At 59.9% G+C, this 15,055-nt stretch carries 10 protein-coding genes; 2 read left to right on the top strand and 8 right to left on the bottom strand.

The window, feature by feature from the left end; translation table 11 throughout:
* Window positions 1–108: 108 nt before the first annotated feature.
* The 3 genes from ASU33_RS20705 to ASU33_RS20695 all read right to left on the bottom strand — a co-directional run bounded on the left by ASU33_RS20705 (window position 109) and on the right by ASU33_RS20695 (window position 3,287).
* Window positions 109–759, bottom strand: a complete 651-nt coding sequence (locus ASU33_RS20705; protein WP_059072825.1) for a flavin reductase family protein — start codon at window positions 757–759, stop codon at window positions 109–111.
* Between the two features lie 228 nt (window positions 760–987).
* Entirely contained in the window at window positions 988–2,268 is a 1,281-nt protein-coding gene (locus tag ASU33_RS20700; protein ID WP_160328252.1) for a carboxypeptidase-like regulatory domain-containing protein, read from the bottom strand.
* A 179-nt stretch (window positions 2,269–2,447) separates the two neighbouring features.
* Window positions 2,448–3,287 carry an ion transporter gene (locus tag ASU33_RS20695; RefSeq protein ID WP_059072686.1) on the bottom strand — a complete coding sequence of 280 codons (840 nt, stop codon included), beginning with the start codon at window positions 3,285–3,287 and terminating at the stop codon, window positions 2,448–2,450.
* Between the two features lie 191 nt (window positions 3,288–3,478).
* On the opposite strand from ASU33_RS20695, the gene ASU33_RS20690 reads away from it, so the two are divergent.
* Complete coding sequence (locus ASU33_RS20690; protein WP_059072685.1) at window positions 3,479–3,664, top strand: hypothetical protein; 186 nt, start codon at window positions 3,479–3,481, stop codon at window positions 3,662–3,664.
* An 81-nt stretch (window positions 3,665–3,745) separates the two neighbouring features.
* Here the strand turns inward: ASU33_RS20690 and ASU33_RS20685 are convergent, their stop codons facing one another.
* Genes ASU33_RS20685 through ASU33_RS20665 form a run of 5 tightly spaced genes read right to left on the bottom strand, consistent with a single transcriptional unit; the run spans window position 3,746 to window position 11,430 of the window.
* Window positions 3,746–4,198, bottom strand: coding sequence for a hypothetical protein (locus ASU33_RS20685; RefSeq protein WP_149867338.1), 453 nt, complete (start codon window positions 4,196–4,198; stop codon window positions 3,746–3,748).
* 45 nt (window positions 4,199–4,243) lie between these two features.
* On the bottom strand, window positions 4,244–6,694 hold the full coding sequence (locus ASU33_RS20680; protein ID WP_160328251.1) for a hypothetical protein: 2,451 nt from the start codon (window positions 6,692–6,694) through the stop codon (window positions 4,244–4,246).
* Window positions 6,694–7,851 (bottom strand): DUF4249 domain-containing protein, encoded by a 1,158-nt coding sequence (locus tag ASU33_RS20675; protein WP_059072682.1) that lies wholly within the window; start codon window positions 7,849–7,851, stop codon window positions 6,694–6,696. Before ASU33_RS20675 ends, ASU33_RS20680 begins: the two co-directional genes overlap by 1 nt.
* Window position 7,852: 1 nt before the next feature.
* Window positions 7,853–10,663, bottom strand: coding sequence for a TonB-dependent receptor (locus tag ASU33_RS20670; protein WP_059072681.1), 2,811 nt, complete (start codon window positions 10,661–10,663; stop codon window positions 7,853–7,855).
* Window positions 10,660–11,430: a hypothetical protein gene (locus ASU33_RS20665; RefSeq protein ID WP_059072680.1), complete on the bottom strand. Its 771-nt coding sequence runs from the start codon at window positions 11,428–11,430 to the stop codon at window positions 10,660–10,662. The genes ASU33_RS20670 and ASU33_RS20665 overlap by 4 nt, the downstream gene beginning before the upstream one ends.
* 365 nt (window positions 11,431–11,795) lie before the next feature.
* On the opposite strand from ASU33_RS20665, the gene ASU33_RS20660 reads away from it, so the two are divergent.
* On the top strand, window positions 11,796–14,975 hold the full coding sequence (locus ASU33_RS20660) for a serine hydrolase domain-containing protein (RefSeq protein WP_286130705.1): 3,180 nt from the start codon (window positions 11,796–11,798) through the stop codon (window positions 14,973–14,975).
* Window positions 14,976–15,055 lie beyond the last annotated feature (80 nt).

Here is a 15,055-nt window from a genome sequence, read left to right as displayed (position 1 = left end):
GGGCGCTCCGCTCCTACAACGCCCAAAGGCGCCGCTAGCGTGCATGGGTGCTAACATACGGCTGAGCCCGGCCGTGTGGCTAATGGCTGAGCTAAAATCCGTGCCAAATTAGCTTTCTACCGTCCAACCGATGGGCTGTGGGCCTTGGCCGGCGCGGGCAAAGGCGTAGCGCGCCAGCGGCTCTACGCGGTGGTAGCCATCGAGGCCGCTGATGCACACATCGGCCACAGCCCCTAGGTGCAACGAGCCGTCGGGCTGCAACACCTCGGGAGCCAGGTACACGTGCTCTACGCTGCCGATGAGCAGTACCGTGCCGTTTAGCCGGATGGGTAGCTCCTCTTGCAGCCGCAGCCCCACGCTAATGTGGCTTTCGGCCACGTAGGGCGCCGGAAAATCGTCGCGGTACACGGGCGTGAGGCCACACGCGGCAAACTCCGACTCCTCGCGGGCGAAATTGGCCGAGGTGTAATGCGCCGCCCCCACAAAACCTTCGTGCACGTGGTTGATGGTGTAGCAGCCCGTGGCCCGGATGTTCTCGTAGGTGTGGCGCGGCACGGTGGTGGGGCGCGTTACCATACCCAGCACGGCCGGGTCGGAGCCCAGATGCACCACCGAGCTGAAAATGGCCACGTTGGTAGCGCCGCTGGCATCGGCCGTGCCGATGAGGTTGGCCGGCTTGTAACCCGTGATGCTGTTGACGAGGTTGAGCCGGTAGATTTTGTCGAAAGCCTGGATATCGGCGGCGGTGAGGTGGTGCATGTGCTGGTAGCGTGATAAGATGCGGAACAGGTGCACTACCGCCCCCCCGCAGCTATTGTTTCGGGCCCGATGCAACCACAGGGCCATCAACCCCGCGAAGGCACCGTGCCTTAGCTGGCACTTGGCCCATCCGAAAACACAGCCAACTCCTTCATTAACACCTCATAATAGCAAAAGCCCGGCCTGTGCGTTGGCCGGGCTTTTGCGCTGGAATGTTGCCTTGGGTGCTTAGCGGCGTTGGGCGGGCTTGGCAGGCTTGGTAACCATAGTGCCAAACGCCCCTGCTTTCTCGAAGGACTGAATTACTTCGTCTTCCACCGGGGTACGCTGCACCACGGGGTTGTTGGCCCAAAACTCCGGGTCGTACTTCACGCTCCGGATGGCCTGCAGGTCGTTTTCGTTGGCGCTTACGCGGGCGTAGCGCACGTTGGTAGGCTTCTCGGTAGTGTCGTAGAAGAACGTAAACGACTCCACATTAATGGCTGCTTTCGGCATGTTGGGGCGCACCAGGTCAGTAGTGAGGTTTACCTGCATGTGGTCGAGGGCGGCTACCGGTTCGTCGGTGTCCTGAAACACCATATCAATGCTCAGCTTGGAGTTATCCACCTTGTAGCTGGGGTTGCTGAGCGTGGTGGTGAAGTTGGGCGTACTGAATTTGTAGCGCTTCACCTTGTAGGTTTCCACGTCGATCCACACGGTGCCTTCGGCCTTGTATTTTTTTACCTCGGGGCGGGTTTCGAAGTTGATTTCGGCCACGCCGCTGCTGTCGTCGCCGAGCACGCGCACCAGCTCCACGTTGTAGTTCTTCACCACGTTGGGGCTGAACAAGGCCAGGCTCACGGTGCTATCGGCGCGCGGGTCGTACAGGCCAAACGACTTGGTATAGAGCGAGAAGTTGCTGAAGTTCATGGCCGCCTGCTTGCCGGCAAAGCGCCCCTGCGCAATGGCCGTACCCTCGATGCGGGCCGGGTTGGTTTTCACGTTCCAGATTACCTCCTGCAGCTCGGTGGGCGCGTTATCGATGCGCGTAATCTGGCGGTAGAAAGCCTGGCCGTAGTACTTCTGCCCGTAGTTGCGCTGCATCTGCCGGAAAGCCCTGTCGACCAACTGATAGGCGTAGCTGCCCACTTTTACCTCGGGCAGCGTAATGGCTGTAGTGGCCAGCGACACCTTCAGCGGCTGATCGGTGCTGGTAACGCGCACGGTGTCGCGCACGTGGGCAATTTCGCTGAATACCAGCGTTTGAGGCAGCTTCGATACGTTCAGCTGAAACTCGCCGCTTACGTTGCTGGCGGTGCCTTTGGTGGAGTTTTTCACGCCGATACTCACGAAGGGCAACGGCTCTTGGGTGTCCTTATCCACCACCACCCCGCGAATGATGTATTGGGCCTGCGCCGGCGCCACGGCACCTAGGGCAAGCAACAAAGCGAGCAGTGCACCAGCTATAAGCCAGCCTACGTGCGAAAGCAACCGGCCAAATACCGCCGTGAGGAAATGAGATGAAGCCAAAACTGCGAACGGTTGTTGATGGAGAACTGAATAGGCGCTTGCTACAACGACGGCTTGCCCTGAAAACATGCGCCGGTGCTGCAAAAATACAGCCACCCCGCGCAACGCTCTGCCATTTGGCCCTAGGTAGCTTGCTGCAAAACCCTGCCCGGCACCCAGGCGGGTTGCCTGCAAGGCATTTACAGATGCTCGCCGCAACGCCAGCAAAACTCGGCATCGGGGCGGTGCTCCCCGGCCTGGCATACGTGGCATACTACCTGCTTAAAAGCGGGCGGCTGCGCGGCCGGGCGGCTCGCGCTAGCCATTTGGGCCGATACAATACCCGTAGGCACCGCGATAATGGCGTAGCCCATAATCATGAGCGCCGAGGCCAGGGTGCGGCCTAGCATGGTTACCGGCGAAATGTCGCCGTAGCCCACGGTGGTAACCGTTACAATGGCCCAGTAAATGCTTTGCGGAATGCTCGTGAAACCGTTGTTGCCTCCTTCAATCACGTACATCAGCGTGCCCACGATAATTACAATGGTGACAACGGCCGTCAGAAACACCATGATCTTGAATCGGCTGGCCTTCAGGGCATCTACGATAAACTCGCCTTCGCCCACAAAGTGCCCGAGCTTGAAGATGCGGAACACCCGCAGCAGCCGCAGCGTGCGAATAACCAATAGGTATTGGCTGCCGACAATTACGAGGCTGAGCAACGTGGGCACAATGGCCAGAAAATCGATAACACCGAGCAAGCTGAGTGCATAAGACAGCGGCCGGCGCACCACCATCAGCCGGGCTAAGTACTCGATCAGGAAAATGCCCGTGAAAAACCACTCGATGGCGCGCAGCAGTTGCCCGTAGGTGGCATTGATGGAGCGCACACTCTCCAGCATCACGGCTAATACGCTCAGCAAAATGGCCCACAACAGCGCCACATCGAACGCCCGCCCCGCGGGGGTATCGGCTTCGAAGATGACGCTGTAGGCCGTGCGCCGCCAGCCCGATGAAGAGTCTGCAGGGCGAAGTTCCATGGGCAATGCTACCAAGCAGGTGTGATGCACCTAGGGCGTGTACGCGAAACGATGAGCTGTGGCTTACGCGGGGCGGGTTGGCATGTCCAAATTAACCTACTTAAAGTGCACCATTTGCCGAGCAATTGCGTATACCTAGTTCGCAGCCACCCACTTGGCTCGCCGGGTATCTGCCTTTACTACTTACCGCTATGATCAACCATCCGATTCATCCTGCTTCCGACTCGCACGTGGGCTTGCCCCCTGCCCGCCCTGCCGATCCGCTTCGCTCGCCGCGTCCGCGCCGTTCGCAGCAGCCTGGCCAGGCCGAACCCGAAACCGCTCCCGAACGCACCCAACCTGCCTCGCCCGGCTTCAAGATGAGCCGCTGGTGCTAGGCCAGTAAGCCTGATAAAAAATGCCGGGGCGGCCTTCCTCCTGTTTTCAGGATGGAGGGCCGCCCCGGTGCGTTGTTGCCGCTACAATGCCGGCGCCTGGCTTGCCTCGCGCTGGGCGGCAATTTGCCTGGCAAATGCTAGCCATTCGTTGCGGTTGGCGGGTACGCCTGCCAGCTGCTGGCCCGCGGCATCGGTAAGCGTTACCTCAAGGGGCTCCGCGCCTTCATTGTGCGCGTTGGCGGGTTGCAGTTTGGTGCGGCGCAGCATTTGCAGGCATTGCTGGCGCTCCTCGCCGCGCAGCACCATCTCGCCGCTTTCTTCGCCTTCTCCATCGGAGGTGCGGTAGGTAAGCTGAATAAGCTCGGGCTGCACCACGCCTTGGATCACGCTCATGCCTTGGTGGGGCGGTGGCAGCGCCGGGTTGCCCGCGTAAAGCTCGAAGGCAACGGGCTCTTTTTGCAGGCCGCTGCAAGCACTAAGCAGCAGCGCCACACACAACAGCCCTAGGTAAGCAACACGATTAGGTATCGACATAAGCAGGCTGAATTGATGAAAGCGTGTCTTCTGATTACCAACTACCTAGCGGGCTTGCGCTACCGCGGCAGGTTTCACCTCAAAGGTAAAGATGCTGCTGCCGGCTAACCCGGTATTCGAAATTCCCTGCACTACCACTAGGTACTTACCGCCTTCGTCGCCGGTGTAAAAGCTTAGCTGCTGCGGCTGCCCGGCACTGGTACTGATGTTGGGGTTCCAGTACAGCAACTGCCGAAGGTCGGGCAGGCGGCTTTGCTTCTGCTGCTCCGTTTCGTAGCGCGGGGCGTAAAACTCCCGCTCCCACTGTAGCCCTTCGTACTCCTGCACCAAGGCGCGGGCATCGGGTTGGGCACCGGCCATATCGCCCTTGTAGCTGATGTAGCTCACAATGCCGCTGTACGTAAGCGGGCCGTGCAGGTACCCACGGGTAACCACCTCCAGGCGCTGCACCTTTAGCGGATCAACCTTCATTACCCGATCGGTGTTAAAAAACGGCACCCCATCCACGAGCACCATGGGCTCGTCGCTGAAGATGGTGCGGTGGCCGTTGTCGACTACCATAAAATGAAAACTGCCTTTGCGGATGCGCACCTGCACGCCGGGCACGTACTCGCGCATTACTTCCTCCATCACCTTAAATCGGGTGTAATCGTCGAGGCGGTAACGTTCGTCGCCGCGCCCGAAAAAGGCCAAGCTGTCGGTGAGCGGCTGCGCATAGGGGCTCAGCGCCTTACGGAAATAGGCATTTTGGGCCTGCACCTGCACATGGCGCTGGGTTAGATCGGCTCGGTGTTGCTCCAATAAGCGCACAGGCGGCAACGGTTGCTCGGCGTGGTTGGTAGCAAACGGATTAAGCAGCTCGAAGCGGGAGGTGCTGTCTTGCCTGAAGTTGGTTTGCAGCACCAGATTTTTGGTTCCGTATAGCTCGCGCGCTTCAAACCGCACCAACCCTTCGGCGTTGCTGATGCCGTTGTACAACCGCACCTGTCGGCTAGGAGCGGCCAAATATGCCGGAATACCAGCCATCGGCGCGCCGGTTTGCTTGTTCAGTACCCGCGCCTCAATCAAGTGGCCGTTCAGCTCGGGAGCGTGCGGCATGGCAGGTAGCGTGCCGGCTAATACTGCCTCCCACCGAAAGCGCCGCCACCCTTGCGTGAGCATCAGGTTGTCGGCCGCTGCATCAGCTTCGGGCTCTGCCGATTGAAAGTAGTAGCCAGGATTTTCGATGTGGCCCTTCAGCGCCGAAGTAAGCCATAAGTACGACCGAATATCAGTAGCCGAACCTGGCGCTGCCAGCGAATCGAGGCGGTACACGGCCATGGAAAGGCCGGCGGCGGCTGGGCGACCAGCGCCATCGGCCGTGGCTAGCCGCAGGCTTACTTTGTCGCGGGTGGCATACTGCGGCTTGTCGGCGGCGGCATCAATAACCAAGCGGCTGTTGGGCCGGTGGAAGTACAACCGCTCGCAAATGGGCCGCCGCTGCTCATTAAATACGGTAAAGTGCAGCACGCCTTCGGGCAAAGCGGCTTTATCGAGCACGACTTGGGCGTGCCCGTTGGCCAAGCGTACGCTTTGCGCAAAAAAGGCTTGTTGCCCGGCGTGCCCCAGCACGTACAACTCTTCATTAGCGGCGCTGGGCGTGTTGGCGGCTACCGATAGGCTGAGCTGCCCAGAACCCGACCGGGCAACGCTGAGTACGTAGCCTTGCTCGTACACGGCAGGCAATGCACGGGTTAGGCTCTGGTCGTTGGCGAGCTTTAGCACGGCCGTATAGCCGCTACCAGCCTCGGCGGGCGTAAACGAAAACTGCCCCATGCCGTGCCGCAGCGTAGCAAAGCGTGCCACCGGTTTGCCCTGCTTATCGAGCAGTACGCCCTCGGCTGCCAGGCCGCGGCCCGTGTGGTCGGTAACCTTAAAGCCTACTGTGCTCGGCAGGCCCTTTACTAGGTTGCCGCCTTCGGGGAAGAACTGCACATCGTGTGTGGCGGTCCTGGTGGTATCGGCGGGCAGCTTGGCGGCAAAGGTGTTTACCACCGTTACGGTACTGTGGAAGAAGTACTCGGCCCCAAAGTTCTTCATCCAGTTGGTGTAAGCCCGCACCGTGTAGCGGCCCGCCGGCAGCGTAGCCGGCAACTGAAACGAGCCGTGCCCAACGGCATCTTTTAAAGCGACTTTGGTTTGCAGCACGGGCTTTTTACGGCCGTCGAGCACCTCCACGTAAGCCACGCGGCTCATCGGCAAGGGCCGCTGCCGCGTACCCTCCACAGCGTACAGCTTGTACCACATAATGTCGCCGCTGACGTAGGTGGCGCGGTCGAGGTGCAGGAACAGCTTCTCATGCGCATCGAGCTTGCTGTAGTTCTCAAATGCCTGCCGGATGCTGGTTGCGCCCGTTGTTTGTGCTTGGACACCGTGCCAGGCAGCCATACCAAGTATGGCACTTGCTACGGCGGCGCGCCAGCGCCCTAGGTGCAGTGTGTGCCCTGTTGTGCTCATTAGCGCCAAAAGCTTGGTCGTTTGTTCACGCCCCGCTCGCGGCAGTCAATGCATTTACGGGCCGAGGCGGTGTAGGCTATGAGAATGCCCCGGTCGTTGTACACGGGCTCTACAGGTTGCACGGCGGGATTAGAAAAGGCCGCATCGGCATCGCGCACCAAAAAAGTATCGAGCAACATGCAGTTCTCGTAGCCGGTTTTGTAGTAAATCCTCCACTCGTTGGGCAGCGCTTCGTGGCTGATGAAGATGCGCTTTTCGGCTACGGAGTACGCACCTACAAAACCCAGTACGGTTTCGCTGGCGTCGGAAAGGCAGCGTACGTTGCCGGTTACCTGCGAAGGCAGCGGATCGAAGAGCGTACCAATGCTTTCAGTGTTTTTGCGCAGTTCATCCCAATAGGCGTATTCTTCGGGCGTTTGAGCATATTGCTTCACCAAAACACTGTACTTCAGACGCAAGCGGGTATCGGTGCGCGGAATTTCCAGCAGTTGCTGCCGCGACACCACATCCTGGCTTAAGGGCGTTGTATTGAACAGGCGAATGTTGCTGCCAACGGAGTTGGCCCAGCAGCGGTAGATATCCTCTTGTCGGGTTTGCATTCGGCCATTGACAAACTCCAAAATCGAGCGGTGAGCCGAGGTAAACTCCCAGGTTTCCTCCAGCCCCCAGCGGTAGTAGCGACTTTGGTTGGTCGCGTCTTGGGTGCTCACGCTGATTTGTACCCCTTGCCCACCCAGACGCCACTCCACGGTATCGATAGCAGGCGTAATCTTTACCGGGGTGTAAGCCGAGGCGTACTCCTTGCCGTTGCTGGTGTAAAAATGCAGGCGGTAGCGCGTGCCGGCCCCTAGGTTTAGCGGAGCCGAGGTGTAAGTACCAGGCGCGCTTTCCGTTAGGGTTACGCTGCTGCCTCCCTCCTGCTCAATTAGCACCCGGGCACGCGTTTCGGCGGGCGGCTGCCCTTCGGTGCTGAGCTTGAAGGTGCGCGAGAGTTTGATGGTGCTCACGCCCCGGCTGTTGATGAACCCATCAACCACCACAAAGTTGGTTTCCACCTCGTCGATGTCGGGCTCGAACGGGTCGATGCAGCCGCCCATTAGCACCCACAGCAGCGCCCAGGCAAAGGCGCGTCGGAAGTAGCTTTGTTGGCTTGTCATGTCAGAAGCGGAAGTTGTAGGTGATGGTAGGAATGGGCTGCCCAAAGACCGACAGCTGGTAGCCTTTGATGTTGCCATTCACGGATTTGTAGTAGATCGAGAATGGGTTGCGGCGCCCCGTCAGGTTGTACACGCCCACCGTCCAGGAGCTGTGGGCCAGCTTTTTCACCTTGTGGTTGCCCTCGATGTTCAGGCCAATATCGGCGCGGTAGTAATCGGGCACGCGGTAGGCGTTGCGGTCGGAGTACAGCACGCGCATCGAGTTGCCCACGTAGTACTTGGCCAGCGGCAGCGTAATGGGCCGGCCGGTGCTGTAGGTAAAGTTGAGCGAGGTGCTGAAGCGGCGGCTGAAGCGGTAGTTGCCGATCATCGTCACGTCGTGGGGCTTGTCGAAATTGCTCGGGTAATACCTCCCGCCGTTAATCATTTCGGCGGTAGTGCCGCTGTTTACGCGCACCAAGGAGCGGGAGTACGTGTAGCTGATCCAGCCGTTTACCTTGCCCGTAAGCTTGCGCACCATCACCTCCACGCCGTAAGCCTTGCCCTCGGCGTTTACCACATCTTGCTCGATGGCCGGGTTGAGCAGCAACGTCGCGCCGTTCCGGAAATCAACAAAATCGTGCAGCCGCTTGTAGTAGGTTTCTACCGAGGTTTCGATGGTGTTGTCCTTAAAATTGCGGTAGAAACCTAGGGCTACCTGGTCGCCCACTTGCGGGCGAATGTGCGCGTCGCTCAGCTTCCAAATGTCGGTAGGCGCCATGGTAGCCGTGTTCGACAGCATGTTGATGTACTGGCGCGTGCGGTTATAGCTGGCTTTCACGGAGGAGTTTTCGGTGAGGGCGTACTTGGCCGATACCCGGTACTCCGGCCCGTGGTAAGTTGCCAGCACTTGCCCCGCGCGGTAGCGCACGGTATCCGTCAGGGTGTTATCGGAACGGGGACCTGCGGGCGCATACTGCCGCACGTTGTTCGGGCCTAAGGCATTGAACAGCGAGTACCGCAAGCCCAACGACACCGAGAAACGCGGCGACACCTCGATGCGGTCAGAAACATACAGGGCGCTTTCCAGTCCCTGCTCGCGCTGCAGCACCTCCGGGGTAATCAGAGACTCGCCACCTAGGGGTTGCAGCTTGCCCGGCGCAATGCGGTAGAGCTGCGTGCTGCCGCCAAACTCAAAAGTGTGGCGCGGGTTGTGGAAGTAGCTAAAATCGAGCTGGGCCGTGGTTTGGTTTAGGTCGAAAGCCAGTGCCGAGGCATTCACCGGAATTTTGCGACTGCTGATGTCGTAGCCATAGCGGCTGTAAGTAGCCGTAGCCACACTGTACAGCCGGTTGTTGAAGATGTGCTTCCACTTCAGGCTCGCGTTCTGGTTGCGGTACTCGTAAGTGGTATCCGAAGCCAGCCTGAACCGGTCGCGGCTGATGTAGCCGGTGGCGTAGAGCGAGTTTTTGTCGTTGAGGTCGTTGCTGACGTGTGCGCTCAAGTCGTAGAACGAGGCCGAGCTTTCGCGGTAGCTGCGGTTGGGCAAGCGGTGCAAAATCCAGTCGGAGTACGACGAGCGGCCGCTCACGATAAACGAGGCTTTGTCTTGCCGAATGGGCCCCTCGAGCGTGAGGCGGCTGGTGAGCGGCCCAATGCCGCCCGCCCCGCCAAACTTTTTACGGTTGCCGTCGCGAGTAGTAATGTCGAGCACCGACGAGAGGCGGCTGCCGTACTTGGCCGGAATGGCGCTTTTGTACAGCTCCACGTTCTTCAGAATATCGGGGTTGAAGGCCGTGAAGAAGCCGAACAAGTGCGAGGGGTTGTACACCACCGCATCGTTGAAGAGGATCAGGTTTTGGTCGGCCGCGCCGCCGCGCACGTTCAGGCCGGTGCTGCCCTCGCCCACCGATTTCACGCCGGGCAGCGTCAGCACCACGCGCAGCATATCGGCCTCGCCAAAAGCCGTGGGCACCTGCCGGATGGTTTTGATATCCAGCTTCTCCATGCCCATTTGCATGCCGGCCACGTTCTTGTCCTTCTCGGCCTCAATTACCACCTCCTTCAGGGGCGTAATGTCCTCCTCTACTTCAATCTCCAGCTTGCCATCGTTGCGCAGCGCAATGGTGCGTTTGGTGTTCTTGATGCCGATGCCGCGCACCAAAACGGTGTGCCGACCTAGGGGCAGCGTAAGGGAGTAGTAACCAAACTGATCGGTAGAGCCCCCAACGGCCGGCGACTCCACGTACACCGTAGCGCCGGGCACCGGCTCGCCCGTTTTGCTTTCGCGCACGTGCCCGGCCACCGTGGCTTTGCCGCTGGGGTTGCTGCCTTGCCCAATTGCGTATACCTGGCTTTCGGCCTGGCGCCGCGATTTGGGCCGGTTCAGGCCGTCGAGCGGGTCGTCGTCGCCGGGCGAGCCAGCGGCAGTGGCGTTGGTTTCGTTTTGCCGGAAATAGTTCGCGGCCAGCTCCGTCTGAATGGGCTGCCCCGAGGTGATGTATACCCGCTGTTGCCCATCGATGGCATAAAAAAGCTCGCGCGGCTTCAGGATGCTCTCCAGTACCTCGGGCAACGGCTGGTTGCTGGCACCTAGGGTTACCCGAATGCTGTCGACGGCGCTGGGCTCGAAGTAAAAGCGGTAGGGCGTTTGGCGCTCCACCTCGCGCGCAAACTGCTCGAAGGGCGCGTTACTGAATTGCCCATTAATTAGCGGAGGCGCTTGCTGCGCCAGGCTGGGCGCGGCATTGCCAAGCAACACTGCCAGCAGCCCAATACTAGCCAGCCACCCCTTAGCGGTGCGCTTCGGCTTGAAATTGTTTTGAACGCTCATCGGGCAGCCGCTTGGGTTAAGCCGTGGTAGTACTTAGCTAGCTGCACAATGGCCTCGGCGCGCTTTTCCTTCGAGAACCTCAGCTTTTGCTCCGCGGCGTATTTCTTCAGCTCCTTTTTCCGGTCGCTGAACAGGGCCAACACCGAGCCTTTCTTGCTGACGGGGTAGTACCGGTTGCCTTTCTGCAAATAGTAGCGGTCGATATCGATAAACTCCTGGTAGCTCATCCGCTGCCCCATCCGAATCTGCAAATTCTTGCTGTGCTTTGCCAGCACCCGCAGTTGCGGCCCGCCCTCGTAAAGCAGCTCGTAAAACCCCGTAGTCACTACATCGGCAGCAGCCGAGTCGGCCACGATGCGCACGAAGCGGTGACCATCAATTACAAAGTGTTCTACCCGCTCGTCGACCAACCGAAACTTGGCCGGGCTGTTGTAGCTGTTCACGAGCAGGGCGTCCTGCTTGGCGTCGTACTGCATGGCCAAGCCAGTAAACTCGTACCCGTCGTAGAACACACTGCCGGGCAAGTCGTTTTTCGATTTGAAAAACTGGTGCCCTTGAGCAGTACCCGAGGCGTAGTTTACGTACTGCTGCCCGCTGTAAAGGGCCGCGCTGCTACCCACGGTTTCGCGGTAGCGCAGGTGCATGTGCTCCATGGCCGAAGTGAGCAGCGTAGTGTCGGGTGGGGCTACTGCTGTTTGGCCAAACACCCAATTGCTGCACAGCTGTAGCGTAAGCAGGGTGCAGCTGGCAAGTAAAGGTTTCTTCATTGGCAATCGGCAGGCTGCGGCAAACAGAAAAGCAATTCGTGATAAGATGCGCCGGCCGCTTGGCTAGCGGCTAATTGCTTCGGCCTCAACCCAGACGCAACCATTCATGATCTATGAGCAACAAACATACATGCTAGGTTGCTTTTGGGCGGAGAAAAAGCGCGGCTCACCACCGAGCACGCAAGCCCGAGGGCAATTGGCGGCGCCATGCCCGTTCTGCAGTGCAGAAAAATCTGGTCTGGGTTGCTGGTTTACCTCGCCTTGCCTCTGATATACCCAAGGTAAGCCAGGCACCTAGGGCCCAAGGCAACCTTTACCTGCACCATTCGGGTTAACTTCGCACCGTACCACTTTCCCACTCCGCTTTGCGCCTCCACAGATTTCTCCTGTTGATGCTGTTGGTGCTTGGGCCCTTGGCCCTCACCGCGCAACACCGCAAGCAGCATTCCGCCAAAAAGAAACCCGCTGCTACTCACACTTCGGCCAAGCGCCCGGCTGGCAAAGCTGCTCCGGCGGCCAAACCCGCCAGCAGCGCCAAAGCCACTGCCAATGGCAAGAAGCCCACGCAAGCCAAACCGGCGGCCGAGACTCCGGCCTTTCTGCAGTACCTGCACTCGCCGTGGGTCGATTCGGTGATGAAGACGCTTACCCCCGACCAACGCGTGGCGCAGCTGTTTATGGTGGCCGCGTACTCCAATCGTACCCGCGTGGATGAGGACTCCATCTCGGCGCTGATCCAGCAGAACGGCATCGGGGGGCTGATTTTCTTCCAGGGCGGCCCGGTGCGCCAAAGCAAGCTACTGAACCGCTACCAGGCCCAAAGCCGCGTGCCCTTGCTGGTGGCCATGGATGCCGAGTGGGGCGTGGGCATGCGCCTCGATAGCGTGGTGCGCTTTCCGTACCAAATGACCCTAGGCGGCGTGCGCGACAACCACCTGCTCTACGAAATGGGGCAGGAAGTAGCGTACCAATTCCGCCGCTTGGGCATGCACGTAAACTTTGCGCCGGTGGTCGATGTGAACAACAACGCCAACAACCCGGTAATCGGCTTCCGCTCGTGGGGCGAAAACAAGGGCAACGTAACCGAGAAAAGCTACCAGTACATGAAGGGCATGCAGGACGCGGGCATCATGGCCGTGGCCAAGCACTTCCCCGGCCACGGCGACACCGACGCCGACTCGCACTTTGCCCTGCCGCTGATCCGCGCCGACCGCCGCCGCCTCGATTCGCTGGAGCTGCGCCCCTTCCGCTCGCTCATGAGCCGCGGCCTGGGCGGCGTAATGATTGCGCACCTCAACATTCCGGCGCTCGATAGCACCGGCACGCCCTCCACCCTGTCGCGCCGCATCGTAACGGATATGGTGCAGAAGCAGATGGGCTACCAAGGCATCATCTTTACCGATGCCATGAACATGAAGGGCGTGACGAGCAAGTACCCGCCCGGCGAAGCCGATGTGCGCGCCATTTTGGCCGGCAACGATATTCTGGAATTCTCCAAAAACGTACCCAAGGCCCTGCAATCGGTACGGGCCGCCATCGATTCAGGCCGCATCAAGCAGGCCGACATCGACATTCGGTGCCGCCGCGTGCTGGCGCTCAAGCAGTGGGCGGGCCTGAACAAATACCGACCCATCGAGCTGAAGAACATTACCGCCGACCTCAACAGCCCGCACGCTCAGCACGTTTCGCAGCGCCTGCAGGAGCTGAGCATGACGGTGCTGCGCAACCAGCGCAACTTGCTGCCGCTGCAGCGCCTCGATACCCTGCGCATCGCCACCGTAACCCTAGGTACCAAAGACACCACCGATTTCCAGCGCATGGTGGCCGACTACGCCCCGGCAACGCACTTTTCCATTCCGGCCAACGCCACGCTCGACGACTTGGCCAAGCTGCGCGAGCAGCTGCGCCCCTACAACCTATTGCTGGTAGGCCTGCAAAACCTTGGGCGCAACCCGGCTACCAGCTTCGGGATTTCGCCCGAAGAAAACGTGCTGATGCGCGAAGTAGCCGCCCTGAAAAAGAAGATGGTGGTATCGGTGTTTGGCAGCGCGTACGCCGTGTCGAAGCTGCGCGACGTGAACACCGCCGATGCCATTGTGCTGGCTTACCAGGAAAGCAAAAACGCGCAGGAACTAGCCGCGCAGGTGATTTTTGGCGGTGTGGGCGCTACGGGCAAGCTGCCGGTTTCGGCCTCGGAACGCTACGGCTTTGGCACGGGCCTGACTACGCAAGGCGGTATCCGTTTGCGCTACGCCCAGCCTGAGGCCGTGGGCATGAACAACAACCTGGAAGCCCGCGTCGATTCGATGATTAACGCGGCGCTGGCGGCCAAGGCTTTCCCCGGCGCCGAGGTGCTGATTGCCCGTCAAGGCACCGTGGTGCTGCGCAAAAGCTACGGCACGCACACCTACGATGCCAAAGCCCGCCCCGTGCGCAACACCGACCTCTACGACCTAGCTTCGGTAACGAAAGTGGCAGCCGCTACCCCCGCCCTGATGAAGCTGCAGGACCTAGGCAAGTTCAGCCCCGAGCAAACGATGGGCTCGTACTTCGACTTCCTGAAAGACTCGAACAAAAAGGATCTGAAGATGCGCGACGTGCTGACGCACCAAGCTCGCCTTAAGGCCTGGATTCCGTTCTGGCAGAGCTACACGCGCCCCAAAGGTGTATTCAGCCGTTTGTTTGCCAAGTACCCACACGAGCCGCTGAAGCTGAAAGCCAGTGAAGTGCCCGAAATGAGCCGCCGCTTCTTCCGGCCTGATTCGTCGGCGCGCTTCCCACTGCAGGTAGCCGACAAAATGTGGGCCCGTAAGGATATGCCGGAGCGCCTGAAGAAATCCATTGCCGAGTCGCCGCTGAACGAGAAGCCCGGCTACGTGTACTCCGATTTGTCGTTCTACCTCTACCCGCAGCTGGTGCAGCAGCAAACCGGCAAGCCGTTCGAGCAGTTCCTGCGCGACGAGCTGTACCGCCCCCTAGGTGCTACCACGCTAGGTTTGCACCCACAGCGGCGCTTTGCCAAGCAGCGCATTGTGCCCACCGAGTACGACTCGCTGTTCCGCAAACAGCTGCTGCACGGCACCGTGCACGACGAAGGCGCCGCCCTACTGGGCGGCCTTTCGGGCCACGCCGGTCTGTTCGGCTCAGCCAACGATTTGGCCAAGCTGGTGCAGCTCTACGCATGGAACGGCAAGTACGGCGGCCAGCAGCTGCTCAAGCCCGAAACCGTGCAGGAGTACACCAAATGCCAAAACTGCCCCGACAACCGCCGCGCCATCGGCTTCGACCGCCCCGCCGCCAACCCCTCGGTAAACTCGGCCAAAAGTGCCTCGCAGCTGAGCTACGGCCATACGGGCTACACCGGCACCTACTTCTGGGTCGATCCGCAGTACGACCTGATGGTGATTCTGCTGACGAACCGCGTGAACCCCACGCGCCGCAACAATAAGATTACCGAAATGAGCGTGCGCTCGAACCTGCTGCAAACGGCCATTGAAGCCGTGCAATCAGCCCGCCCTAAGGTGGAAACTACGGTAGAGGAGTAAGTTTATCTACCGCTGCCAAACGCAAAACGCCCGGCCAAATGGCCGGGCGTTTTGCGTTTGGCAGCGGTGCGCACCTAGGG

Source organism: Solirubrum puertoriconensis (assembly GCF_001483135.1).
In the GTDB taxonomy this organism is placed as follows: domain Bacteria; phylum Bacteroidota; class Bacteroidia; order Cytophagales; family Hymenobacteraceae; genus Solirubrum; species Solirubrum puertoriconensis.
The sequence above is the reverse complement of the archived record's forward strand: the minus strand, read 5'-3'. Positions and strand labels throughout refer to the sequence as shown.